Here is a 23,503-nt window from a genome sequence, read left to right as displayed (position 1 = left end):
GAACAGCCTAGATACGCGGCGGGCGTGCCTCGTACGGGGTGGAGAGGACGACGGTCGTACGGGTGGAGACACCGGACAGCGAGCGGATGCGGGTGAGCAGGTGCTCCAGCTCGAGCGGGGTCGCGACGCGCACCTTGAGGATGTAGTTCTCCTCGCCCGCGACGCTGTGGCAGGCCTCGATCTCCGGCACGTCGGCGAGGCGTTCCGCGATGTCGTCGGGGGCACTGGGGTCAAAGGGCTTGACCGAGATGAAGGCGGTGAGCGGCAGCCCGACCGCCTCGGGGTCGACGACGGCGGCATAGCCGCGGATGACGCCGCGCTGCTCGAGGCGCCGGACGCGCTGATGCACCGCCGATGTGGACAGGCCCGTGGCCTTGCCCAGGTCGGTGTAGCTCATCCGCCCGTCCGTGACGAGCAATTCCACGATCTGACGATCCAGCTCCTCCATGCGGATCAACCTATTGCCCCAGGTCCCTTCCGGCACAGTCGGCGGCCACACGGAGAGGCACCTGCGGCGGGCATGTGACGAATGCCACAGGTTTGCCGACCGGTCCGTCGTGATCACGCGGTTGCCTGGCTGGCGCGTGGGGAATTGCTTGCTTTGGTCGAGGCCGCAAGTGCCTGGTCGGCCCACCCGAGGGGGAGAATCTCCATGCAGAACCTGAAGAACAGCGGACGTACCGAACCGGAGCCTGTTGATTCGGCCGATCCGGCTGAGATCGACGAGCTCGACGCGTACAACACCTTCGAGATGTACCGGGTGATCTGCCCGGACTGCGCGCAGCCGATCGCACTGCTGGCGGACGAGGACGTCCTGCCGGAGCATGCACTGTGCCCCACCCCGTGGAATCCCTTCGGGTTGACCGTGTGCGCCGGTACGGGGCGTAGGGCCGCCGAGGCGCGTCCCGCGGACGAGACGCTCGAGGTCCAGGAGCAGGACACCGCACTGCTGTTGACGCTCCCTGAGGGGCTCGACTGGCGGACCCAGCCCTTCTCCCATGTCGGCGGTCCGGGCTCGCGTCCGGTCAAGGTGCCGCATATGCGGCGTGCGGCCTGAGCGGTCCGAGGGCGAGGCCCCGGTAGGTCACCAGTAGCTTCCCTGCACCATGGCGGCAAGGCCGGCGTGGTGCAGGATCAGGCTGTCCGGGTCCTTGGACACCTGTACCTCACCGAAGTGGATCTGCCGGCAGGCCACCCGGAGCATGACGATCGCGTGCCGCAGCGCGGCGTAGAGAGTGTGGAACTCCATGTCGCGCGGGCGGTGGCCGGTGAGCTGTTCGTAACGGCGCTCTACGGCCTCGCGGCGCAGGAAGTCGGGCAGGCCCGTTTGGCCGAAGCCGACGGTGAGGTCCTGGAAGAACCGGTGGAGGTAGACGGTCCAGCCGAGGTCGACCTCGCGCGGGGCGTAGGCGGCCATCTCCCAGTCGATTACGGCAGCGGGCTCGAACCCGTCGTAGATGACGTTGCCGATGCGGGCGTCGCCCCAGTTGCGGACCGCCTCGCCCTCGTCCTCGGGCCACTGCGCCTCGAGCCGGTCGAAGGCGCTCTCGATGAGCGGTGAGCGTGGCAACCCCTCCACCACCCAGGCGTAGTACGCCCGTTGGGCATCGACATGGCGGCGCAGCGCGCTGCTCTCCTGTCGTGGGACCGGGTGCTGGTCGTGCAGTCGGGCGATCAGCGAGATCGTGGCCTCTTCCAGCTGGGCGCGCTCGGCGTCGCTCGCGGCATGCAGCCAGTTGCCCTCGTACGTATAGGGCATGACGTCGGGCGGAACACGGCCCTCGACGCGCTCCATCACGAAGAACGGCGCTCCCAGCGCCCCGGGATGCTCCTCCAGCCACAGCACGCGCGGCACGGGTATGTCGGTGTGCTCGGCAACGTCCCGCATGGTGCGGTACTGCAGCGCCATGTCGTACACCGGGAAGATCGTGTACGCGGCCGGGTCGGCGGCGAGCCGCAACGCGCAGGCGCGCACGGGTGGTTCGGGGTGCTCGATGTCGAAGAGCAGTGTCTCGCTGGACATGCCGTTGGACTCGGGGACCCGTACGCCCGAGACCTTGGCGCCGGGCAGCCGGGCATCCAGCCAGGCGGTGAGACGGCGGGCGAGTTCTTCGGGGTCGCGCGTGGTCGTGCGAGGGCGTGGTGCCGTTGCCATGGCGGTACTCCTCACTGTCGGTGCGTCCAATTGCGCTGTGCCGTGGTGAACAGCGCATTCGGCGGTGGCCGTCGCTTCCGCACGCCCTCTTCATCCACTGGCGCCGGCATCCGCCCGGGCGGCTAGCCGGCCACCGAGTCATAGCCGCTGAAGCCGCTCGGGTCGTGGCGGCCGAAGGTGCCGCGTTCGAAGATGCCGTGGCCGGTCCGCCCGTCGAGGGTGAAGCGGGCCGAGTGGTCCGTGACGCCGTAGGTGGCCATCGGGTGGACGGCGGGGTCGGAGAGGTCGTAGCTGCGCCGGTCCCTCCAGCCGCGGCCCTGCCAGGTGCCGTGCTGCCAGTCGGTGGCGGGCGGATAGCCGGCGCCGATGGCGAGCGGTGAGGAGGCGAGGATCTCGACGCCGAGCTCAAGGGGTTTACGGGCCGGGTCGGTGAGGTGGACGACGGCACGTTCGGGGTGGCGGGTGCCGGGGCGGTAGGTGATGTCGGTGTGGGGCCAGCCGAGTTGGATGTCGTGGTGTCCGTCGCGGACGAGGACGGCTTCGCTGAGCGTGCGGTAGCCGTCGGCGTCCTCCTGGGCGATCACCATCAGGAAGCGGTCATCGAAGCGGACGGGGATCCAGAGCCAGTGGAAGCCTTCGGTGCGCAGCTCCTCGGCAGCGCGGCCGCCTTCTTCGCCGGGGATGGGCCGTACACCCCAGCTGCGGTCGCGGGTGCCGGTCCACTCCCCCGCCGCCACCGGTATCTCCTCGCCGGCCGCGCGGATGGTGCCGGTGCAGCTGCCGGCCTGGACGAAACGGCGGCCTTCGAGCATGAGCCGGTCGCCGCGGCGCTGAGTGTGGTGCGGTTCCCACACGGCGGGGAAGTCCGCATGCCAGGTGATGTCGTACGAGAGGGAGCCGGGGTCGTCCGGGTCGGCGTCGCAGTGCAGGGTGAGACGGCGCAGCGGCTCGTCGACGGTGATCCGCAGCGGGCCGACAGTGAGGTTCATCCGGTCGTCGGTGAGTGCGTCGGAGGCGCGTACGGCGTGTATCCGGTCGTCGAGGCGGAGTGTGGCGTAGGCGTCGATGACGCCGGTGTTGGGGTAGACGCCGAGACCGGCCATGAGCAGCGCCCGGCCCTGGTGGTCGAAGACCTGGAAGATGCACCGGTCGTAGGCGTTGCGGTCGCCGGTGACGAGATGCTTCATCGACAGCGGCGCCTGGTGTACGGGGTATTCGTCGAGGGCGATCGGGCGGTCGTCGGACACGGCAGACCTCCTGGGCGGCAGCTGACCTCCTGGACGGCAAGGAAATTGACGGTACGTCAGAAACCTTGCGGGAGGCCAGAGCCCGGCGCCGTACTCGTATTACCGCGGACCGCGTGCGGGTATGGCGCGAACTCGCGCTCGATTCTTCTCGGCGGTAACCCGGCCGGGACGCAGGGCGTTGGCCAGTCATGACCCTGCAGTACGCCACGACAAGTCACGGCCGGCGCCGCCTTGCGACACCCGTTCCGGAAGAATCGGTTCCGCATCCGGCCGATCCGCCCATCTACCGCGAGCTGCTCCGTCAGTGGGCGAGCAAGGGCCGGACGGTGCCGGGGCGCCGCGACCCGGAGTGGAGCAGGCTCGCGGCGCCGCCGGTGTGGAACGGGCGGTTCAGCGCGTCACAGGATCAGCGCGTCTCGGGTCCGGCGAGGTGACGGGCGATGACCATGCGCTGGATCTGATTGGTGCCCTCGACGATCTGCAGCACCTTGGCCTCACGCATATAGCGCTCGACCGGGAAGTCCAGCGTGTAGCCATAGCCGCCGAGCACCTGGACCGCGTCGGTGGTGACGCTCATCGCCGTGTCCGTGCAGAACAGCTTGGCCATGGCGGCCTGCCGGGAGAAGGGCCGTCCCGCATCGCGCAGCCGCGCGGCGGCGAGGTAGAGCGCACGGCCCGCCTCGATCCGGGTGGCCATGTCGGCGAGCATGAAGCGCAGCCCCTGGAAGTCGGCGATGGGCCGGCCGAACTGCTGCCGTCCGGTGGCGTAGGCGATGGCCTCGTCCAGGGCCGCCTGCGCGAGCCCGATGGCGCAGGCGGCGATACCGAGCCGGCCCGAGTCGAGCGCTGAGAGCGCGATCGCGAAGCCCTGGCCCTCCTCACCGATCCGGCGGGAGTCGGGCACCCGTACGGCGTCGAAGTTCAGCTGGGCGGTGGGCGAGCCCTTCATGCCCATCTTCTTCTCGGGTGCGGCGGGGTTCAGGCCCTGCGCGTCGCCGGGGACGAGGAAGGCCGTGATGCCACGGGCACCCTCACCGCCGGTGCGGGCCAGAACGGTGTAGAAGTCGCCGATTCCGCCGTGCGTGATCCAGGACTTGGTACCGGTGATCACCCAGCTGTCCCCGTCGCGCACCGCCTTGGTGCGCAGCGACGCGGCATCCGATCCGGAGGCGGGTTCGGAGAGGCAGTACGCGCCGAGGAGGCCGCCGCCGAGCATGGCGGGCAGATGCTCGGCCTGCTGCTCCTTGGTGCCGTAGCCGGCCAGTGCGTGGCAGGCGAGGGAGTGGACGCTGACACCGAGGCCGACGGTGAGGCGGGCGGCGGCGAGCTCTTCGAGGACCTGGAGGTAGACCTCGTACGGCTGGTCTCCGCCGCCGTACTCGGAGTCGTACGGAAGGCCGAGCAGTCCGGACTCGGACAGAAGAGAGAAGACCTCGCGCGGGAAGTGCCCGGAATCCTCCTCCTCGGCCGCCCGGGGAGCGATCTCCCGCTGGATGATGTCGCGTACCAGGGCGATCAGATCCCTGGACTCCTCGGTGGGCAGTTGACGATCCACCGGCTGCGGGGCGCGATCGGGCATTACGGCGCTCTCCTCCCTGTCGGGCGCTGCGGCGGTCGCGCGCGAAGGGTGTGGGCGCGCCGCCGGTCTTTCTGCCAAGCCGATGCTGCCCTTCCGGATCACGAAAGTGGCTGGACGGCGGCTGTGGCGCGTTGAGTATGCCCGATCAGCGGGCGTGCGTCACGGGCTGCAAGGACTCGTTCCGATACCGCCCGACCGACCGGTGAAATTGGTCCGAACCATTGACCCCACTGGTCTAGTCCTTCTACCGTTCCCCGCAGTGCATGACCGTGTTCATGCCACATAGGCCCGCAGCTCGACAGCACTCCCCACTCGCTCTCCCTCCCCCACGAGGAGACATGATGCTCGGACCACACCGTCCCCGCGCCCGCCTGAGGGCGCTCATCGCCGCCGCCTGTACCGCCGTGCTCGGCGCGACCCTGATCACCGGCGCCCATATCGCCTCCGCGGGCGAGTCCGCCCCCGCCGCGAAGCCCGTATCCGCGCCCGCGGCAGCCGCCGCCGGGAGCAAGGTGGTCGGCTACTTCACCGAATGGGGCGTCTACGACCGCAACTACCACGTCAAGAACATCCAGACCTCCGGGTCCGCGAACAAGCTCACCCACATCAACTACGCCTTCGGAAACGTCACCGGAGGCAAGTGCGCCATCGGTGACTCGTTCGCCGACTACGAGAAGACCTACACCGCCGGCCAGAGCGTGGACGGCGTCGCCGACACCTGGGACCAGCCGCTGCGCGGCAGCTTCAACCAGTTGCGCAAGCTGAAGAAGCTGCACCCGAACCTCAAGGTGCTGTGGTCGTTCGGCGGCTGGACCTGGTCCGGCGGCTTCGGCCAGGCCGCGGCCAACCCGGCCGCCTTCGCCCAGTCCTGCTACAACCTGGTGGAGGATCCCCGCTGGAAGGATGTCTTCGACGGCATCGACATCGACTGGGAATACCCCAACGCCTGCGGTCTGAGCTGCGACACCAGCGGTCGCGATGCCTTCAAGAACGTGATGTCCGCACTGCGTTCGAAGTTCGGCAGCTCCAACCTGGTGACCGCGGCGATCACCGCGGACGCCTCGTCCGGAGGCAAGATCGAGAAGGCGAACTACGCGGGCGCGGCCCAGTACGTCGACTGGTACAACCCGATGACGTACGACTTCTTCGGCGCCTGGGCGGCGCAGGGCCCCACCGCCCCGCACTCACCGCTCACCTCCTACACCGGCATCCCCCAGCAGGGCTTCAACACCAGCGCCGCGATCACCAAGCTCAAGGGTCTCGGCATCCCCTCGTCGAAGCTGTCGGGATCGGCTTCTACGGACGCGGCTGGACGGGCGTGACACAGAAGGCGCCCGGTGGCACGGCGACCGGAGCGGCGCCCGGCAAGTACGAGCCGGGCATCGACGACTACAAGGAGCTCAAGTCCAAGTGCCCGGCCAACGGGACCGTCGCCGGGACGGCGTACGCGCACTGCGGCAGCCAGTGGTGGAGCTACGACACCCCCGCCACCATCGCCGGGAAGATGACCTACAAGAACCAGCAGAGCCTGGGCGGCACCTTCTTCTGGGAGCTCAGCGGTGACACCACGGGCGGAGAGCTGATCAAGGCCATCAACTAGGGCTTGTTGAGAAGTAGCGCCGTCCGCCCGCAGGGCGGGGAGCCGGCGGGCTCCCCGCCCTTGCGCCATGCCGGGCGGCTGTCAGACCAGTCCGAGCTGGGTGACAAGCATGGCCAGGACGACGACAAGGGTCCAGCCGAGAATGTGCTCGAGGACCTTGGAGTCCTCGGGGCCGCCGGTGCGGGTGCGGGGCTCGGCGCGGGCAGCGGTGACGGCGGCGGCGGTCGAAGTCATGGTGCGTCTCGTTCAGTCGTCTGGCGGATGGACGTCCCCCCGTGACCTGACCACAGTGCCAGCGATACCGCCCCCGGGGCAGCGACGTGCGTCACAGCGCCCGGGGCCGGCAGGTGCCTCATCGGATACCGACGGCCTCCAGAGCCCGGCGCTGGGCGGGGGTCGGCTGGGCGTGCCAGTACAGATAGCAGACGCCACCTGTGCCGGAGACCACCTTGCCGCTCGCGTTGTAGCGCTTGGTGCGGAGCCAGATCTTCTCCCACTCGGCGCGCCGGTAGACACGGCGTACGGCGCCGTTGCTGGGCGATGCGGGGTCGTTGGCGATCACATCGCCGTCGGCCGTGAAGCCGATCACGGTCATCAGATGCCCGGAGGTGCCGTAGCCCGCGCCGGTCAGCTCCTCCTTGAGGAAGGACTGAGACGTTATGGCCGGGATTCCGGCCCGGATGAGCGTCTCCAGGTCGGTGAGCGAGGAGAGCCGGGTGACGACCGAGCTCATGTCCTTGAAGGTGGCCGCGTAGGCGGCGTTGAAGGGCCAGTTCCCGCAGCCGTTGTACTGGTAGTCGAAGGTGAAGCGGGCCGCGTGGCAGACCTGCGGGTCGGCGAACGCGGGGTTCACCCAGGCCAGGTCGGCGGCCGACGGCTTCCGGCCCCAGTACTCGATGATCATCTGCGAGGAGGTGGGGCTGCACCAGGCCTCGCCGCCGTTGTCGTACTCCGGGTACTGGCCGACGTGGGTGTTCTGCGAGTAGCGCGGTACGGACAGCTCGCGGGCGAGTCCCGGCGTGGAGGCGGGGACGGTGAACCGGTCCGGGATGTCCGAGGCCATCGCGCCGAGCCGCCACACGGTGGGCGTGAGCCGGGTGCCGGGCTTGCGGTAGAGGGTCAGCCGCAGTTGGTACGAGACCAGCCGCAGCCCGCCGGCCGCATCGTCGATGGAGAAGGTGTCGGTCCAGATGCTGGCCTTGCCGTCGCTCTGGTCGTCGAGGGACGTCCTGCGGATGTCCCCGTCGCCCGCCGCCCAGCGGCCCATCACGAACCAGGGGGACCAGGTGGTGTCGGAGTAGCTGCCGCGCAGCTCGACCTGGAGCCAGGTTCCGGCCGGGGTGTGCGCGTTCCAGGAGGCGATGGCCTCGGTCGCGGGCACCCGCGAGCGATGGACGGGCGAGGTCCAGGTGGCGTACTCCCAGGTCGCGGTGGTGCCGGTGTGCGGATCGGTGTAGTCGGTGCGGCCGGCGGGGGCGGCGATGACGAGTCCGGGGCGGCGGCCGGCGACGGCCCGGGTGCCGGACGCGGTGCCGCAGCGCCAGTCGGTGTACGAGGTCCAGAACTGGTTGTCGACCAGCGGGACGGAGCCGGTGCGGCCGGCCTCCGCGGCCGGTGCGGCGGCCGCCGGTGCGGCGGAGGACAGCGCCCCCGCACCCGCCGCTGCCGCGATCGCGGCGCTCAGCACGGATCTGCGCGAAGTAGGTCTGGGCATGGGACCCCCCAAGTCAGGTGCGCGACAGTGGAGCAACTATCGCGGGTCCCGGCGGACTTCTGCCAGCACTTCGGACCGCGTCGCTCCACCAATATTGGTCTGGTCCACTGACGTGACCTGCGGCGGGGTGCGCCGCACTCACAGGGTGGCGGACCTCTTGGACAGCGGGCCTCCTAGGCTGGCGGGATGGACGACCTCGATCGGCAGGCCACGGCGCTGCGCGCACTTTCACCCTCGTGCGGACCGGTGCGGCTGGTCGCTGTGGACGGCCACGCGGGCTCGGGGAAGAGTACGTTCGCGTCCCGGCTCGCGGCGGCGCTCGGCGACGGCGTGCCGGTGCTGCATCTCGACGACCTGGCCACGCACGAGGAGTTCTTCGCCTGGACGGACCGGATGCTGACCCAGGTGATCGGTCCGCTCTCGCGCGGCAGGACCGCGCACTACGACCCGTACGACTGGAATCTGCGCCGCTTCGGGTCCCCACGCCCTCTGGAGGCGGCTCCTGTCGTGCTGATCGAGGGCGTGGGGGCGGGGCGGCGGGCGTTGCGCCCGTTTCTCGCGAGGCTGTTGTGGATGGAGCGCAGCGCGCAGGAGTCCTGGGAGCGAGGCCGGGACCGGGACGGGAGCGAGCTGTCCGCATTCTGGGACGGCTGGACGATGGCGGAGACACGCCATTTCTTGGCGGACCCTTCTCGTCCGTTCGCGGATGCCCTGGTACGCGAGTGTCAGGAGGGGTACGAGTGGCTCCAGGGTCCTTCTGCGACAGCGTGACCGAACCGGATCATCACGTACAGTTACTGCTTTTACCTGGCATACCGAGCGGTCGGAAATCGCCCTCAAGAGTGCCTCAACTCTGCTTGACCGAGGGGGCGTACAGGTCTTACGTTCTCAATGTGCGGCTTTCCGGAGCCGCCGCAGACGCGAAGCCCCCGGTTGTTCCCCCGTGATCGGGGGCTTCGTTCTGCCCTCTCCCCCTCTTCCCCGGCGCCGCACCCCACTCTCCGCTCACCCTGGGTCACCGTCAGCGGGGCGATTGTCGTGCCCTTAGTCGCACACCCTTTGCGCAGGTACGATGCACCTCGGTGGGGTCAATTCCCGTCCACGGCAAGGTGGTTCAGTACGCTGCCGACGGGCGCCCGCCCGGCGGGACATCACAGGTGCACTTTTTGTGGGGGACCTGATGGACATCGGCACGCAGGGCGCACCGGCCCCGGCCGACCTCGCCTGGGTGCGCGGCGTGGACGCCTACACCATGGGTGCCTATCCGCAGGCGGAGGAGGAGTTCCGGGCCGCGGTCCGGATCGATCCCGAGATGGCCGACGGCTGGCTCGGACTGCACGCCCTGCGCGTCGACACCACCACCGCGCTGCTGCGCATGTACCGCAGCCGCGAGCGCTTCGGCGAGCAGCGCGCCCGCCATCGCCGCACCCTCAACTCCTGGTACTGGCTGGGCTGGTGGGTCCAGCCGGTGCTCGAGAGCCCGCGTGATCTGCTGCTCGCCCACGCCTCCCACTGGCTCGACGGCCGTCATGTGCCGGAGCTGGACCGGGCGCTCGCGGGTCTGCCGCCGGTCGACGCCGACCCCCAGGTGCGCTTTCTGCACGCCTGCCGCGCGTATCTGGTCAAGGACTGGGAGCAGCTCGTACGCCATACCGAACCGCTGATCAACGATCCGCTGCTGGGCATCGAGGCGGGACTCTTCGGCGGGATGGCCCGGGTGCGTCTGGAGATGTACGGGCAGGCCGAGCCGCTGCTCTCCGCCGCTCTGATGCGCTGCCGCAGCGAGCAGCCGCAGCGCAAGGAGCTGCGGTACTGGCTGGCGCGGGCGCACGAGGGCACCGGCCGCAGCGCCGCCGCCCTGCCGCTGTACCGGGCAGTGCACCGGATCGATCCGGCCTTCATGGACACATCGGCGCGGCTGGCGGCGATCGCGGAGTACGACGGGATCGACGGGTACGACGAGTCGGCCGGACTGGCGGCGGTGTCGCTGGCCGGCTTTGGGCAGGACACCGCGGACGCGCAGGCAGAGGGGGACGGTCCGCTCACGGCCGAGGCGCGGCTCGGCCCCGATCCGCAGACCCAGCTCCCGGGTGCCGTGCCGATCGTCCCGCCCGGCGGCATAAGGCCGAAAGCAGTCGTCCCCGCGCAGCCCACTCCGCCGGCGGGCCCGGCGGGCCCCACCGATCCGGTACTGCTCGCCGAGGCGCTCGCGGAGCTGGAGCGGATGGTGGGCCTGGAGCCGGTGAAACGGCAGGTGAAGGCGTTGTCCGCGCAGCTGAAGATGGCTCGGCTGCGCGCCGACCAGGGGCTGCCGGTGCAGCCGCCGAAACGTCATTTTGTCTTCTCCGGCCCGTCCGGCACCGGCAAGACCACCGTCGCGCGCATCCTCGGCCGGGTCTTCTACGCGCTGGGCCTGCTCGGCGGCGACCATCTGGTCGAGGCCCAACGGGCCGATCTTGTGGGTGAGTTCCTGGGCCAGACGGCGGTGAAGGCCAATGAGCTGATCGACTCGGCGATCGGCGGAGTGCTGTTCGTGGACGAGGCGTACAGCCTCTTCAATTCCGGCTACACCAAGGGTGACGCGTACGGCGACGAGGCCCTCCAGGTCCTCCTCAAGCGGGCCGAGGACAACCGCGACCATCTGGTGGTCATCCTGGCCGGCTACCCCGAGGGCATGGACCGGCTGCTCGCCACCAACCCCGGGCTGTCCTCACGCTTCACCACCCGGGTCGACTTCCCCTCGTACCGCCCCCTCGAACTGACCGCCATCGGCGAAGTGCTCGCCGCCGAGAACGGCGATGTGTGGGACGACGAGGTGCGTGAGGAGCTGCGCTCCATCAGCGGCCATGTGGTCGACCAGGGCTGGATCGACGAGCTCGGCAACGGCCGTTTTCTGCGCACGCTGTACGAGAAGAGCTGCGCCTACCGGGATCTACGGCTGTCCGGATATCCGGGCACTCCGACCCGCGAGGATCTCGCCACGCTGCGGCTGCCCGATCTGATGCAGGCGTACGGCGAGGTCCTGTCGGGCCGCGGTCCGGTGGACCGCGACCCGCAGGATCCGCCGCTCTGAGTCGGCGCTACTTCTGAAACACGCCCTCGGCCTCAGCCGACCAGGGCGGTGTCCAGGGCGGCCTCAGGCGCGCGGGGCACCGTCACCCGGTGGGACGGGTCGCGGACCTCGCCGACCAGCATTTCCAGGACGTCCTCCAGAGCGACCAGACCCAGCACTCGCCCCGACGCGTCCGCGACCTGGGCGAGGTGGGTGGCCGCACGGCGCATCACGGTGAGGGCGTCGTCCAGCGGGAGTTCGGCCCGCAGGGTCGCCATGGGTCGCCAGATCTGCTGAGGCACGGCCCGTTCCCTCTCCTCCATGTCGAGGACGTCCTTGACATGGAGATAGCCCATGAACGGGCCTTCGCCCTCCCCGCAGACCGGGAAACGGGAGTAGCCGGTACATACCGTCAGCTCCTCCACCTGGCGCGGGGTGACCGACGGGGCGACCGTCACCAGGGCGGAGCGGGTGATCAGCACATCCGTCACCGGGCGGCTGCCCAGCTCCAGCGCGTCCTCGAGCCGCTCCTGCTCCGCGGGCTCCAGCAGCCCCGCCTGGCCCGAGTCCTCCACCAGACGGTTCAGCTGCTCGATGGTGAAGACCGCCTCCACCTCGTCCTTCGGTTCGACACGGAAGGCCCGCAGCACCAGCCGGGCGCAGGCGCCGAGCGCCGCCGTGACCGGTCGGCACAGCCGGGCGAAGGTGACCAGGCCCGGGCTGAACCAGAGCGCGGTCTTCTCGGGAGCGGCCATCGCCAGGTTCTTCGGGACCATCTCGCCGATGACGAGGTGCAGGAAGACGACCACGGCCAGCGCGATGACGTAACCCAGCGGATGGATCAGCCCCTCGGGCAGATGCGCGGCCTGGAAGACCGGCTCCAGCAGATGCGCCACGGTCGGCTCGGCGACCGCGCCGAGAGTCAGTGAGCAGATGGTGATGCCGAACTGCGCGGCGGCCATCATCTGCGGCAGATTCTCCAGTCCGTGCAGCACCTGCCTGGCCCGCGAGGAGCCCTCCGCGGCCAGCGGTTCGATCTGGCTGCGGCGTACGGAGACGAGCGCGAACTCCGCGCCGACGAAGAAGCCGTTGGCCAGGACCAGGAGTATGGCGAAAAGGAGTTGGAGGACGCTCATCGCACGGCCTCCGGCACGGCCGGGACATCGGCGGTGCGCACCAGGCGCACCCGCTCGGCCCGGTAGCGGTCCACCTGGCGCACCGAGAGCCGCCAGCCGGGGAGTTCTGCCCGGTCGCCGGGGGCGGGGATGCGCCCCAGCAGATCGGCGACGAGGCCCGCCACCGTCTCGTACGGGCCGTCGGGCACATCGAGGCCTATCCGGCGCAGCGTGAGGACGCGGCAGCTGCCGTCGGCCTCCCAGGCGGGGTTGCCGTCCTCCGAGGCCACGGAGGCCAGTTCGGGCTGGGCGTCCGCCTCGTCGTCGTGCTCGTCGCGGACCTCGCCGACGAGTTCCTCGATGATGTCCTCGAGCGTGACGACACCGGCGGTGCCGCCGTACTCGTCGACCACGACGGCGATGGGCTGCTCGCTGCGCAGCCGCTCCAGCAGCTGCTGCACGGGCAGCGTCTCGGGCACGAGGAGCGGCGGGACGGCGACCCGGTCCACCCGGGTGCGCTGCCGTTCGTCCACCGGTACCGCGAGGGCGTCCTTGAGGTGCACCATGCCGACGATCTCGTCGATGCGCTCCCGGTAGACGGGAAAGCGCGAAAGACCGGTCGCGCGGGTGAGGTTGAGGACATCGGCCGCGGTGGCGTCGCTCTGCAGCGCGCTCATCTTCACCCGCGGGGTCATCACATGCTGCGCGGTGAGATGTCCGAGCGAGAGGGTCCGTACGAACAGGTCGGCCGTGTCCTGCTCCAGCGCTCCGGCGCGTGCCGAGTGGCGGGCCAGCGAGACCAGCTCACCGGGCGTGCGGGCGGACGCCAGCTCCGCTGCGGGCTCGACGCCGAGCATCCGCACCAGTCGGTTGGCGACGGTGTTGAGGAGGGTGATGACCGGGCGGAAGACGGTCGAGAAGAGATGCTGCGGGCCGGCAACGAAGCGCGCGACCTGCAACGGCCGGGAAACCGCCCAGTTCTTGGGGACGAGCTCACCGATCACCATCTGGACGGCGGAGGCGAGCAGCATCCCGATCACCACCGCGATCCCGGAGACGGCCCCTTCGGGCAGCCCGGTCGCGGTAAGCGGCCCGCGGAGCAGCCCGGCGAGCGCGGGCTCGGCGAGCATGCCGACGACCAGCGAGGTGATGGTGATGCCGAGCTGGGTGCCGGAGAGCTGGAAGGAAAGCTCCCGCAGCGCCTTGACGACGCGGCGGGCGCGGCGGTCGCCCTCGGCGGCGGCGCGCTCGGCATCGGGCCGCTCCACCGTGACCAGGCCGAACTCGGCCGCCACGAAGAAGCCGTTGGCGAGGATCAGGAGGAACGCTGCCGCGAGCGGCAGAAGAGAGATGATCATGCCGCCGCCTCCTGGGAGGGGGCGGCGCAGGTACTACCGGACGATCCGTCCATTGCTGGAGGGAGTCACTCCTCGTGTCGCAGGTGCCCCGCGGGCCGCTGGGGGCCGGGTGGTGCGGGGCGGGGCGCGCTTGTCGCCACCGTCACCAGAGTAGACAGGTGAGCCGCGGACGCGGCAGGGGCATCGCCGCTCAGTCCTCGTCCGGGCGGGTGCCTCGGCTCTCCGCGAGGGCCCGCAGGGCGCGCGCGTCACTGATGGCGTGCGCCTTGGCGATACCCGGCTGAATGCCCAGTACGGGCAGGCTGGTGCCGTCGCTGAGGTCGAGGAAGACCCAGGGGTCGCCGGGGCGGAGATTCACCCGCAGGATCTCGGCCCACTCCAGTTGGCGCGTACGGGTGAGATTGACGACAGTGACGCCGTTCTCGTCGGCGACGACCTTCGGTCGGCTCAGCAGGGCCAGTACGCCGAAGAAGACCAGGGCGGTGAAGATGAAGCTGCTCCGCTCCCCCGCGCTCAGCTTCTCCAGCAGCAGGGCGATGGCGGTGATCACGGCGAACATCACCACGCCCACGGTCAGCAGAACGACCCGGGTACGGGTCGGCCTGAAGGTGACCGGGAGCGCGGGGACTTGAGGTGCGGCGGCGGGCATGGTTTCCGGCATCCTTCAGAGGCGGCAGGCGTGGATGGCCGTGGTGAGGATCGCCCGTGCGCCGAGGTCGTACAGATCGTCCATGATCCGCTGCGCTTCCTTGGCCGCGACCATGGAACGGACGGCGACCCAGCCTTCGTGGTGCAGCGGCGAGATGGTCGGCGACTCGAGACCCGGGGTGAGGGCGACCGCCTGCTCGAGGTGCTCGACCCGGCAGTCGTAGTCCATCATCACGTAGCTGCGGGCGACCAGGACGCCCTGGAGGCGGCGCAGGAACTGCTGCACCTTGGGGTCGTCGGCGGGCGCGCCGGTGCGGCGGATGACGACCGCCTCGGACTTCATGATCGGCTCGCCGATGACCTCAAGACCGGCGTTGCGCAGGCTGGTGCCGGTCTCCACGACATCCGCGATGATCTGCGCGACGCCCAGCTGGATCGCCGTCTCCACGGCCCCGTCGAGGTGGACGACGGAGGCGTCGATGCCCTCGCCGGCGAGGTGCTTGGCGACGATGCCCTCGTAGGAGGTGGCGACCGTCATTCCGCCGAAGTCGCCGACTCCGGTGGCGGTGCCGGGCTTGGTCGCGTAGCAGAAGGTGGAGCGGGCGAAGCCGAGCTGGAGGATCTCCTCGGCGTTGGCGCCGGAATCCAGCAGCAGATCGCGGCCGGTGATGCCGATGTCGAGCTTGCCGGAGCTGACATAGATCGCGATGTCGCGCGGGCGCAGGTAGAAGAACTCGACCTCGTTCTCGGGGTCGACGAGGACGAGCTCCTTGGACTCCTTGCGCTGCTGGTAGCCGGCCTCATGGAGCATCGCCGACGCAGGTCCGGACAGTGAACCCTTGTTGGGGACGGCGATGCGCAGCATGAGACGGGCTTCCTTTGTTCGCGTGTTCCGTACGGAGTCGGGGGCGGTGCTCAGAGGTGGGCGTAGACGTCGTCGAGGGAGATCCCGCGCGCGACCATCATCACCTGGACGTGGTACAGCAGCTGCGAGATCTCCTCGGCGGCGGCTTCCTTGCCCTCGTACTCGGCGGCCATCCACACCTCGGCGGCCTCCTCGACGACCTTCTTGCCGATGGCATGCACTCCCTTGTCCACCAGCTCGGCGGTACGGGAGGTGGCCGGGTCGCCGTTCTTCGCCTTGAGCTGCAGCTCGGCGAAGAGCTCTTCGAAGGTTTTGTTCGCCATGATGGTCCCAAGCGTAAGGGGTGCAGAAAGGCGGGCGCGCAGCACCTCCGTTGAAGGGTGGTGCTGGGCGGCGGGTGGGCCACTCAGCGCCAGGGTTCGCTGACGGTACGAAGCGTGGTGGCGGTGGCGACGGCGGCGGTGACCGCCTCGTGTCCCTTGTCCTCGTTCGACCCGTCGAGTCCGGCCCTGTCCAGCGCCTGCTCCTCGGTGTCGCAGGTCAGGACGCCGAACCCGATGGGGACGCCGGTGTCGATGGAGACCTGGGTGAGACCCTGGGTGACGCCCTGGCACACATACTCGAAGTGCGGGGTGCCGCCGCGGATGACGACGCCGAGCGCGACGACCGCGTCGTAGCCGCGGCCCGCCAGCACCTTGGCGACCACCGGCAGCTCGAAGCTGCCGGGGACACGCAGCAGTGTCGGCTCGTCGATGCCCAGCTCGTGCAGTGCGCGCAGAGCGCCGTCGACGAGGCCGTCCATGACCTTCTCGTGCCACTGGGCCGCGATCACCGCCACCCGCAGGTCGCCGCAGTTGCGTACGGACAGTTCGGGTGCACCCTTGCCGCTCATGTTTCTCCCTTGACGCTTGCTGACTTACTGGTTGCCGCAGGCGGACGCGCTGGAGGCGTCGAGCCAGGGCAGGTCGTGTCCCATCCGGTCCCGCTTGGTGCGCAGATACCGGAGGTTGTGCTCGCCCGCCTGGACGGGCATCGGCTCGCGACGGTGGACCGTGAGGCCGTGGCGGACGAGCGCGGTGATCTTGTCGGGGTTGTTGGTCATCAGCCGGAGGCTGCGTACGCCGAGGTCCTCCAGGATCTGCGCGCCCGCGGCGTAGTCGCGGGCGTCGGCGGGCAGGCCGAGTTCGAGGTTGGCGTCGAGCGTGTCGCGGCCGCGCTCCTGGAGTTCGTACGCACGAAGCTTGGACAGCAGGCCGATGCCGCGGCCCTCGTGGCCACGCAGATAGACGACGACGCCGCGGCCTGCCTCGGTGATGTGCTCCATGGAGGCCTGCAGCTGGGGGCCGCAGTCGCAGCGCAGCGAGTGGAAGATGTCGCCGGTCAGGCACTCGGAGTGGACCCGTACGAGGACGTCCTCGCCGTCGCCGATCTCGCCGTGGACGAGCGCGACATGCTCGACGCCGTCGACGGTGGAGCGGTAGCCGTAGGCGGTGAACTGGCCGAAGGAGGTGGGCAGATTGACCTCGGCCTCGCGCTTGACGGTCGGCTCGGAGGTACGGCGGTACGCGATCAGGTCCTCGATGGAGATGATCGTCAGTCCGTGCTTGCGGGCGAACGGGATCAGCTCGGGCAGTCGCAGCATCACGCCGTCCTCGCCCGCGATCTCGACGATCGCGCCGGCCGGGCGCAGTCCGGCGAGGCGGGCCAGGTCGACGGCGGCCTCGGTGTGGCCGTTGCGGACCAGCACACCGCCGGGCTTGGCGCGGAGCGGGAAGACATGGCCGGGGCGTACGAAGTCGGACGCCTCGGCACGGCCGCCGGCCAGCAGTTGGAGGGTGGTGGCGCGGTCGGCCGCGGAGATGCCGGTGGTCACGCCGAACGCGGGGCCGGCGTCGACGGAGACGGTGAACGCCGTCCGCATCGACTCGGTGTTGCGCTCGACCATCTGCGGCAAGTCCAGCCGCTCCAGCTCCTCGCCCTCCATGGGGGCGCAGATCAGGCCGCGGCACTCGCTCATCATGAAGGCGATGATCTCGGGCGTGGCCTTCTCGGCGGCGATGACGAGGTCGCCCTCGTTCTCGCGGTCCTCGTCGTCGACGACCACGACGGGCCGTCCTGCGGCGATGTCACGAATGGCCTGCTCCACCGGGTCGAGGGCGAAGTCCTCGACGTTGTCGGTGGAGTACCAGGTGGGTGTCGGCGAGGCGGCGCGACGGGGGTCTCCCCAGGCCGCAGGCTCTGAGGAAGCCTCGGCCGGGGCGGGTGTGGGTGACGGGCGGGAGGTCATGCTGCCACTCCTTCCAGAGCAGGCTTGACGCTCCCGCGGGAGCGCAGCCACCAGTCGCGCATGCCCCACAGGACGAGCGCGAAGTAGACCACGTAGACCAGGCCGGAGAAGGCCAGGCCACTGTTGAAGGCCAGCGGAACGCCGACGATGTCGACGAGCAGCCAGGCGAACCAGAACTCGACCAGACCGCGGGCCTGGGCGACCATCGCGACCAGGGTCCCGACGAAGATGTACGCGTCGGCCCACGGGCTCCAGGACAGCGACGGGTAGAGGGTGAACAGCCCACCGACGGCCAGGGTGCCGACGACCGCACCGGCCAGCAGCACTCCGCGCTCGCGCCAGTCGGCGAAGCGGACGGCGATCGAGCCGTCCTGGGCCTGCCGGCGGCCGCGGGTCCACTGCCGCCAGCCCCACAGGGCAACGCCGATGACCAGCAGCTGCTTGCCGACGCCACCGCTGAGCTGGGCGGAGGAGTACGCGCCGACCAGGATGACGCCAGAGGCGAACTGGGCGGGCCAGGTCCATATCGAGCGCCGCCAGCCGAGCGCGAGTGCGATCAGACCGATGGAGTTGCCGATCATGTCGGACCACATGATGTGCTGGCCGAAGGCCGTGAAGGCCTCTCCGTTGAGCCAGGACAGGGCGCTCACTTGGCGGTCTCCTTGGTTTCTGCGGCGTCCGCGGCGTCCGCGGCGTCTGCGGCGTCTGCGGCGTCTGCGGCGTTCGCGGCCTCGGCGCCGAGCAGTCGCTCGACGTACTTGGCGATGACGTCGACCTCGAGGTTGACGAGATCACCGCTCTGCTTGATGCCGAGCGTGGTCAGCGCGAGGGTGGTGGGGATGAGGCTGATGGTGAAGTAGTCGGGGCCCGCGTCCACGACGGTCAGGCTGACGCCGTCGACGGTGATCGAGCCCTTCTCGACGACATAGCGGGTGAGGTCGGCGGGGAGCGAGATCTTCACGATCTCCCAGTTCTCCGAGGGCTTCCGCTCGACGATGGTGCCGGTACCGTCCACATGGCCCTGGACAATGTGGCCGCCGAGCCGGCCGCCGACGGCCATCGGCCGCTCCAGGTTGACGCGGGAGCCTTCCTCGAGGGCTCCGAGGCTGGAGCGCTTGAGGGTCTCGGCCATCACATCGGCGGTGAACTCGCCGTCGCCGAAGTCCACGACGGTGAGGCAGACGCCGTTGACGGCGATCGAGTCGCCATGCTTCGCGCCTTCGGTGACGACGGGGCCGCGCAGTCGGAAGCGGGAGGAGTCGCCGAGATTCTCGACGGCGGTGACCTCACCCAGTTCTTCAACGATTCCGGTGAACACTCAGCGCTCCTTCGGGGCTTTGGCGGGGGTGGCAGTAACACGCAGATCAGGGCCGACGCGGACGGTCTCCGTCATGTCGAGCCGCAACGCTTCGGTGATCGTGGAGATTCCGGCGTCGGCGAGGGCGGTGCGGCCGGCGCCGAGGAGTACGGGGGCGAGATAACCGACGACCTTGTCGACGGCTCCCGCGGCGACGAAGGCTCCGGCGAGCGTCGGGCCGCCCTCGAGGAGCACGGAGCGGACGCCTCGCTGGTGCAGGGCTTCCAACAGGGCCGGTACGGACAGGCCGTGCGCCTCGCGAGGCAGCCGTACGACATCGAGCAGTCCGGTCTCGGCGTCCCCGGCGACCGCGATCAGCGTGGGCGCGGCGTCGTCGAGGACGCGGGCGCCGGGCTTGACGGCGGTGCCCTCGGTGTCGACGACGACGCGCAGCGGCTGGACGGCGCCTTCGATGCCGCGGACCGCGAGGTGCGGGTCGTCGGCGCGGACCGTGCCGGAGCCGACGATCACCGCGTCGGCCTCGGCGCGCAGCCGGTGGACGTCGGCGCGGGACTCGGGCGAGGTGATCCAGCGGCTGGTGCCGTCCTGCGCGGCGATACGGCCGTCGAGGGTCGCGGCGTACTTCCACAGGACGTAGGGGCGGCCGAGGCGTACGGAGGTGAGCCAGGCGATGTTGCCCGCCTCGGCCTGGTCGGCGAGGAGGCCCTGCTCGACCTGGACTCCGGCGGCGCGCAGCGTGTCCGCGCCACCGGTGGCCTGCGCGTTCGGGTCGCCGACCGCGTACACGACCCGTCCGATCCCGGCCTCGACCAGCGCTTGGGCGCACGGGCCGGTGCGGCCGGTGTGGTTACAGGGCTCGAGGGTGACGTACGCGGTGCCGCCACGGGCACGCTCTCCGGCCTCACGCAGTGCGTGGACCTCGGCGTGCGGGCCGCCGGCGCGCTGGTGGAAGCCGGCACCGGCAGGCTGTCCGGAGGCGTCGAGGATGACGCAACCGACGACCGGGTTGGGGCTGGTGGAGCCGAGTCCGCGGGCGGCGAGCTGGATCGCTCGGCGCATGGCGTCTGCGTCGGCTGCGGTGGCCACCGGGTCCTCCTGCCTCTTCGGGCACGGACTCCGGGGCCTGTCGATGACGACAGAGAGCGGGACAATGATTCACAGCGACGCCGAGGCCGAGCGCACCGATCGCCGAGTACGGCGATCAGCCACTACGGCCGGCGTACCGGAAAGGTCGCCCGCCGCGCACTGCCTCCCATCCGGACTTTCACCGTCGGTCCAGGAATTTCACCTGGTCAACCGGCCGCTGGATGCGGACGGGTCGCGGACTATAACCGCCGGTTCGGAATTACACCGACCCCGGAGTGCGCTGCTGCTGATACAGGGCCAGTGTGCCACGCCCGGCGATGGGCCATGCGAGTGAACAGCTGTGGGCTGACTCACAAGGTCGTGTCGAATGGCTGATTCCGACCTATTGACCACCCTGGTCTAGTCCATTTAATCTCTGCGGCACCTCCGCGGACCGCGGGGTGTCGACCGCCCGGCGGCGGAGTCCAGGCCCTTGCCGCCGCCGGGCTCCCGGGCCGGTCCGACACGCCGGCCCCATGACCTCCATCCTGGTGACGGGCGGTACGGGAACGCTGGGCAGCTCGGTGTCCGAGCGGCCGCGTGAGGGCGGCCACGAGGTACGGGTGCTCAGCCGTCATTCCCGGCCGTACGGCGTCGATCTGCGCGACGGGACCGGACTGGACGCGACGGTCGACGGCGTGGAAGCGATCGTCCACTGCGCCTCCACTCCGCGAGGCGGTGACGACAAGGCGGCTGCGCGACTGCTGGACGCCGCACGCCGGGCCGGCATGGACCGGCTGCCGCTGGGCTGTTACGGCATGAAGCAGCTGACGCCCGAACGGGCTGTCGGCAAGGTCACATTCGAGCGGTTCCTGGCGCAGCGACTGGGTTGATTTCAAGCCTTTCCGGCGATTGAGGACGAACCCGCCGCCGGGCGGGCCCGGTCACAACGATCGCGGCCCGCCGCGCACTTGTGCGCCCGGTGCGAAGAGTTCGTCCTGGGCCGCCTCGCGCGCCGACAGCAGCGCTCCGCTCAGGACCGCGGCGCCGCCGAGCCTTCCCGCCCGTACCTCCGTATGCAGCGGCGAGAGCTCGGCCAGTCGGGCCTCGACCCGGGCGGCCAGCTCCGCGCCGCCCGCATGGCCGACCTCGCCGCCCAGGACCACACAGCCCGGGTCGAGGACGGAGGCGACCGCGGCCGCGCCGAGCGCGAGACGGTCGGCGAGGGCATCCAGGAAGTCGTCCCGGCCGGCCGTCACGGCTGTCCGTACGACCGCCGCGGCCCTCGGTTCCTGGGACTGCGGCACCTCGATGCCGTGCCGGCGGGCGAGCGCGCAGATCGCGGCGGACGCGGCCAGCGAGTGGAAGCCGCCCTCGCAGTCGACCCCGCTCGGCAGTCCCGCCGTGCCGGGTACCGGCAGGAAGCCGATCTCACCCGCGCCGCCCGACGCGCCTCGGCGGAGTCTGCCGTCGAGGAAAAGGGCCGCGCCGATCCCGTGGCCGAGCCACAGCAGCGCGAAGGTGTCGCGGTCGCGGGCCGCGCCGAGGCGCTGTTCGGCCACGGCCGCCAGGTTGGTCTCGTTCTCGACGAGAACCCTCGCAGGCAGCCGCTCCTGGAGCGCGGCGACCAGACGGCGGTGCCAGGCGGGCAGGCCGGAGGTGTCGCGCAGTTCGCCGGTGACCGGATCGATCAGGCCGGGCGCCCCGATCCCGACGCTGTGCAGGCGGGCCGCGCCCGCCTCGCTGGCCGTCCGCTCCAGGAGTGCGACCGCCCGCTCGCCGGCGGGCCCGGTGCCGGTGTCGCCGCCGATGGGCAGCGAGGCCTCGGCGAGGGTGACGCCGAGCAGATCGGCGACTACGACGGTCACACTCTGGGTGCGTACGTCGAGGGCGGCCAGGTGCGCGCGGTCGGCGACGATCCCGTACAGCCGGGCATTGGGGCCGCGGCGCTCGGCGCCCGCCTCGCCGACAACCTGTATCAGACCGGACAGCTGCAGCCGCTCCACCAGATCGGCGACGGTGGGACGGGAGAGTCCGGTCATGGTCTTCAGCTGCCCTGCCGTCAACGGGCCTTCCTGCTGCAGCAGTCGGAGGGCGAGCCGGTCGTTGATGGCCCGGGCGGTGCTCGGAGATGCGGGCATGCCGGAATCCTTCCATCGCTGCCGCCACTATTTATCAGGCAGGTTTCCTGATAGTTTACGCGGGGCTTCTGTGGGGAGGGGCACGGACATGGCCGGCGAAGGGGTCTTCGGACGGAGCCAGTTGAAGCGCGCGCGGTTCGCCGTAGCCGCCGTCTTCTGTGTGCACGGCGCGGTCACCGGCAGCTTCGCCACCCGCATTCCCTGGATCCAGGAGCATGCGGCGGTCGGCGCGGGGCAGCTCGGTCTCGCGCTCGCCTTTCCGGCGCTGGGCGCCTCCGTGGCGATGCCGCTGGCCGGCGCGATCAGCCACCGCTTCGGCGCGCGCAACGCGCTGCGCGGCCTGATCACTCTGTGGACGCTCTCGCTGACCCTGCCGTCCCTCGCCCCGAATCTGCTCTCCCTCTGTACGGCGCTGTTCGTGTTCGGCGCCACGGCGGGCATGTCGGACGTGGCGATGAACGCCCTGGGTGTCGAGATCGAGAACCGCCTCGACCGCTCGATCATGTCCGGGCTGCACGGCATGTGGAGCGCCGGTGCGCTGATCGGCTCCGCGGGCGGCACACTCGCCGCACATCTCGGCAGCGACGCCCGGCTGCACCACGCCCTCGCCGCAGCGGTCCTGACCGCGCTCGGGCTGATCGCCTGTCAGGACGTACTGGACCTGCGCAGCGCGCCCCATGAGGAGCCGCCGCCGCGTTTCACCCTGCCGCCCAAGTCGGCGATCGTCATCGGCGCGGTCGGGTTCTGCGCGGTGTTCGCGGAGGGCGCCAGCCTGGACTGGTCCGCGGTCTTCCTGCGGGACGTACTGGACACCTCGGCCGGTCTCGCGGCCGCCTCCACCACGGCCTTCGCGCTGACCATGGCGGTGGCGCGGCTCGCGGGCGACCGGATCGTGGACCGCTTCGGCCCGGTGCGCACGGTGCGGGTGGGCGGTGTGCTGGCGACCGTGGGCGGGCTGCTGGTGGTCGTGGCGCCTCATCCGGCCGTGGCGATGACCGGCTTCGCGTTCATCGGGCTCGGTGTGGCTGTGGTCGTGCCGCTCGCCTTCGCGGCGGCCGGGCGCAGCGGCCCCAATCCCAGTCAGGCCATCGCAGGCGTCGCCACCATCACGTACACCTCGGGACTCATCGCTCCCTCGGCGATCGGCGCGGTCGCCGACGCGACGAGTCTGGTGGTCTCTTTCGGCCTCGTGACGGCGCTGGCGTGCGGGCTGGTCGCGGGCGCGGGGGTGCTGCGCTCGGCCGGTCGGGAGAGCGCGAGGCCGGGCGTCGCGGACACGGTGACGCGGGCTGATTTCAGCCCCTCCGGCGATTGAGGAGCGGGGTGCGGTGCGGAGCCCCGCCGGCGCGGAACCCCGCC

Annotated in this window: 21 protein-coding genes, 2 pseudogenes and 1 riboswitch; of the genes and pseudogenes, 6 read left to right on the top strand and 17 right to left on the bottom strand. The window is 70.4% G+C overall.

The annotated features are described in order from the left end of the window. Positions 1–7: 7 nt before the first annotated feature. Positions 8–448, bottom strand: coding sequence for an Lrp/AsnC family transcriptional regulator (locus tag AB0D12_RS11165; RefSeq protein WP_327322224.1), 441 nt, complete (start codon positions 446–448; stop codon positions 8–10). A 204-nt stretch (positions 449–652) separates the two neighbouring features. Between AB0D12_RS11165 and AB0D12_RS11160 the strand changes: the two genes are divergently transcribed. After that, positions 653–1,057, top strand: coding sequence for a hypothetical protein (locus AB0D12_RS11160; RefSeq protein ID WP_362679579.1), 405 nt, complete (start codon positions 653–655; stop codon positions 1,055–1,057). Between the two features lie 27 nt (positions 1,058–1,084). Here the strand turns inward: AB0D12_RS11160 and AB0D12_RS11155 are convergent, their stop codons facing one another. The 3 genes from AB0D12_RS11155 to AB0D12_RS11145 form a co-directional block, all read right to left on the bottom strand. Further along, a complete protein-coding gene (locus AB0D12_RS11155) occupies positions 1,085–2,155 on the bottom strand; it encodes a phosphotransferase family protein (protein WP_362679577.1) in 1,071 nt (356 codons plus the stop codon). 122 nt (positions 2,156–2,277) lie between these two features. Next, positions 2,278–3,402, bottom strand: coding sequence for a hypothetical protein (locus tag AB0D12_RS11150; protein ID WP_362679574.1), 1,125 nt, complete (start codon positions 3,400–3,402; stop codon positions 2,278–2,280). Positions 3,403–3,808: 406 nt separating this feature from the next. Continuing rightward, positions 3,809–4,981, bottom strand: coding sequence for an acyl-CoA dehydrogenase family protein (locus AB0D12_RS11145; RefSeq protein WP_362679571.1), 1,173 nt, complete (start codon positions 4,979–4,981; stop codon positions 3,809–3,811). 341 nt (positions 4,982–5,322) lie between these two features. Here AB0D12_RS11145 and AB0D12_RS11140 point away from each other — a divergent pair. Beyond that, positions 5,323–6,581 (top strand): annotated as a pseudogene (locus AB0D12_RS11140) (glycoside hydrolase family 18 protein). A gap of 81 nt (positions 6,582–6,662) precedes the next feature. On the opposite strand, the gene AB0D12_RS11135 reads toward AB0D12_RS11140, so the two are convergent. Further along, complete coding sequence (locus tag AB0D12_RS11135) at positions 6,663–6,815, bottom strand: SCO1431 family membrane protein (RefSeq protein ID WP_327322229.1); 153 nt, start codon at positions 6,813–6,815, stop codon at positions 6,663–6,665. Positions 6,816–6,933: 118 nt separating this feature from the next. Next, positions 6,934–8,295: a peptidase C39 family protein gene (locus tag AB0D12_RS11130; protein ID WP_362679568.1), complete on the bottom strand. Its 1,362-nt coding sequence runs from the start codon at positions 8,293–8,295 to the stop codon at positions 6,934–6,936. Positions 8,296–8,481: 186 nt separating this feature from the next. Here AB0D12_RS11130 and AB0D12_RS11125 point away from each other — a divergent pair, with 186 nt between their 5' ends. After that, positions 8,482–9,066 carry a hypothetical protein gene (locus tag AB0D12_RS11125; protein ID WP_362679565.1) on the top strand — a complete coding sequence of 195 codons (585 nt, stop codon included), beginning with the start codon at positions 8,482–8,484 and terminating at the stop codon, positions 9,064–9,066. A 409-nt stretch (positions 9,067–9,475) separates the two neighbouring features. Continuing rightward, entirely contained in the window at positions 9,476–11,368 is a 1,893-nt protein-coding gene (locus tag AB0D12_RS11120) for an AAA family ATPase (RefSeq protein ID WP_362679737.1), read from the top strand. A 32-nt stretch (positions 11,369–11,400) separates the two neighbouring features. Here the strand turns inward: AB0D12_RS11120 and AB0D12_RS11115 are convergent, their stop codons facing one another. The 10 genes from AB0D12_RS11115 to ribD form a co-directional block, all read right to left on the bottom strand. Continuing rightward, entirely contained in the window at positions 11,401–12,483 is a 1,083-nt protein-coding gene (locus tag AB0D12_RS11115) for a hemolysin family protein (RefSeq protein ID WP_362679562.1), read from the bottom strand. Continuing rightward, positions 12,480–13,820, bottom strand: a complete 1,341-nt coding sequence (locus AB0D12_RS11110; RefSeq protein WP_362679559.1) for a hemolysin family protein — start codon at positions 13,818–13,820, stop codon at positions 12,480–12,482. The genes AB0D12_RS11115 and AB0D12_RS11110 overlap by 4 nt, the downstream gene beginning before the upstream one ends. A gap of 190 nt (positions 13,821–14,010) precedes the next feature. Beyond that, entirely contained in the window at positions 14,011–14,469 is a 459-nt protein-coding gene (locus tag AB0D12_RS11105) for a PH domain-containing protein (protein ID WP_362679556.1), read from the bottom strand. Positions 14,470–14,484: 15 nt separating this feature from the next. Next, entirely contained in the window at positions 14,485–15,333 is an 849-nt protein-coding gene (gene hisG, locus AB0D12_RS11100; protein ID WP_362679553.1) for an ATP phosphoribosyltransferase, read from the bottom strand. A gap of 50 nt (positions 15,334–15,383) precedes the next feature. Beyond that, positions 15,384–15,656 (bottom strand): phosphoribosyl-ATP diphosphatase, encoded by a 273-nt coding sequence (locus AB0D12_RS11095; protein WP_142215995.1) that lies wholly within the window; start codon positions 15,654–15,656, stop codon positions 15,384–15,386. Between the two features lie 83 nt (positions 15,657–15,739). After that, positions 15,740–16,225, bottom strand: a complete 486-nt coding sequence (ribH, locus tag AB0D12_RS11090) for a 6,7-dimethyl-8-ribityllumazine synthase (protein WP_327322236.1) — start codon at positions 16,223–16,225, stop codon at positions 15,740–15,742. Positions 16,226–16,249: 24 nt separating this feature from the next. Then, on the bottom strand, positions 16,250–17,620 hold the full coding sequence (locus tag AB0D12_RS11085; RefSeq protein WP_362679550.1) for a bifunctional 3,4-dihydroxy-2-butanone-4-phosphate synthase/GTP cyclohydrolase II: 1,371 nt from the start codon (positions 17,618–17,620) through the stop codon (positions 16,250–16,252). Next, positions 17,617–18,270, bottom strand: coding sequence for a nicotinamide mononucleotide transporter family protein (locus tag AB0D12_RS11080; RefSeq protein ID WP_362679546.1), 654 nt, complete (start codon positions 18,268–18,270; stop codon positions 17,617–17,619). Before AB0D12_RS11080 ends, AB0D12_RS11085 begins: the two co-directional genes overlap by 4 nt. Continuing rightward, positions 18,267–18,938: a riboflavin synthase gene (locus tag AB0D12_RS11075; protein ID WP_362679543.1), complete on the bottom strand. Its 672-nt coding sequence runs from the start codon at positions 18,936–18,938 to the stop codon at positions 18,267–18,269. The genes AB0D12_RS11080 and AB0D12_RS11075 overlap by 4 nt, the downstream gene beginning before the upstream one ends. Next, entirely contained in the window at positions 18,939–20,024 is a 1,086-nt protein-coding gene (ribD, locus tag AB0D12_RS11070) for a bifunctional diaminohydroxyphosphoribosylaminopyrimidine deaminase/5-amino-6-(5-phosphoribosylamino)uracil reductase RibD (protein ID WP_362679540.1), read from the bottom strand. A 152-nt stretch (positions 20,025–20,176) separates the two neighbouring features. Continuing rightward, a riboswitch (FMN riboswitch) is annotated at positions 20,177–20,307 on the bottom strand. A 232-nt stretch (positions 20,308–20,539) separates the two neighbouring features. Between ribD and AB0D12_RS11065 the strand changes: the two are divergent. Next, positions 20,540–20,788: pseudogene (locus AB0D12_RS11065) on the top strand (NAD-dependent epimerase/dehydratase family protein); the annotation flags it as partial. A gap of 159 nt (positions 20,789–20,947) precedes the next feature. On the opposite strand, the gene AB0D12_RS11060 reads toward AB0D12_RS11065, so the two are convergent. Beyond that, a complete protein-coding gene (locus AB0D12_RS11060) occupies positions 20,948–22,144 on the bottom strand; it encodes an ROK family transcriptional regulator (protein ID WP_362679537.1) in 1,197 nt (398 codons plus the stop codon). 88 nt (positions 22,145–22,232) lie between these two features. On the opposite strand from AB0D12_RS11060, the gene AB0D12_RS11055 reads away from it, so the two are divergent. Beyond that, positions 22,233–23,459, top strand: a complete 1,227-nt coding sequence (locus tag AB0D12_RS11055) for an MFS transporter (protein ID WP_362679534.1) — start codon at positions 22,233–22,235, stop codon at positions 23,457–23,459. Positions 23,460–23,503: the final 44 nt, after the last annotated feature.

The organism is Streptomyces sp. NPDC048479 (assembly GCF_040651435.1).
Taxonomy (GTDB): domain Bacteria; phylum Actinomycetota; class Actinomycetes; order Streptomycetales; family Streptomycetaceae; genus Streptomyces.
This window is presented reverse-complemented; position numbering and strand designations above follow the sequence as displayed.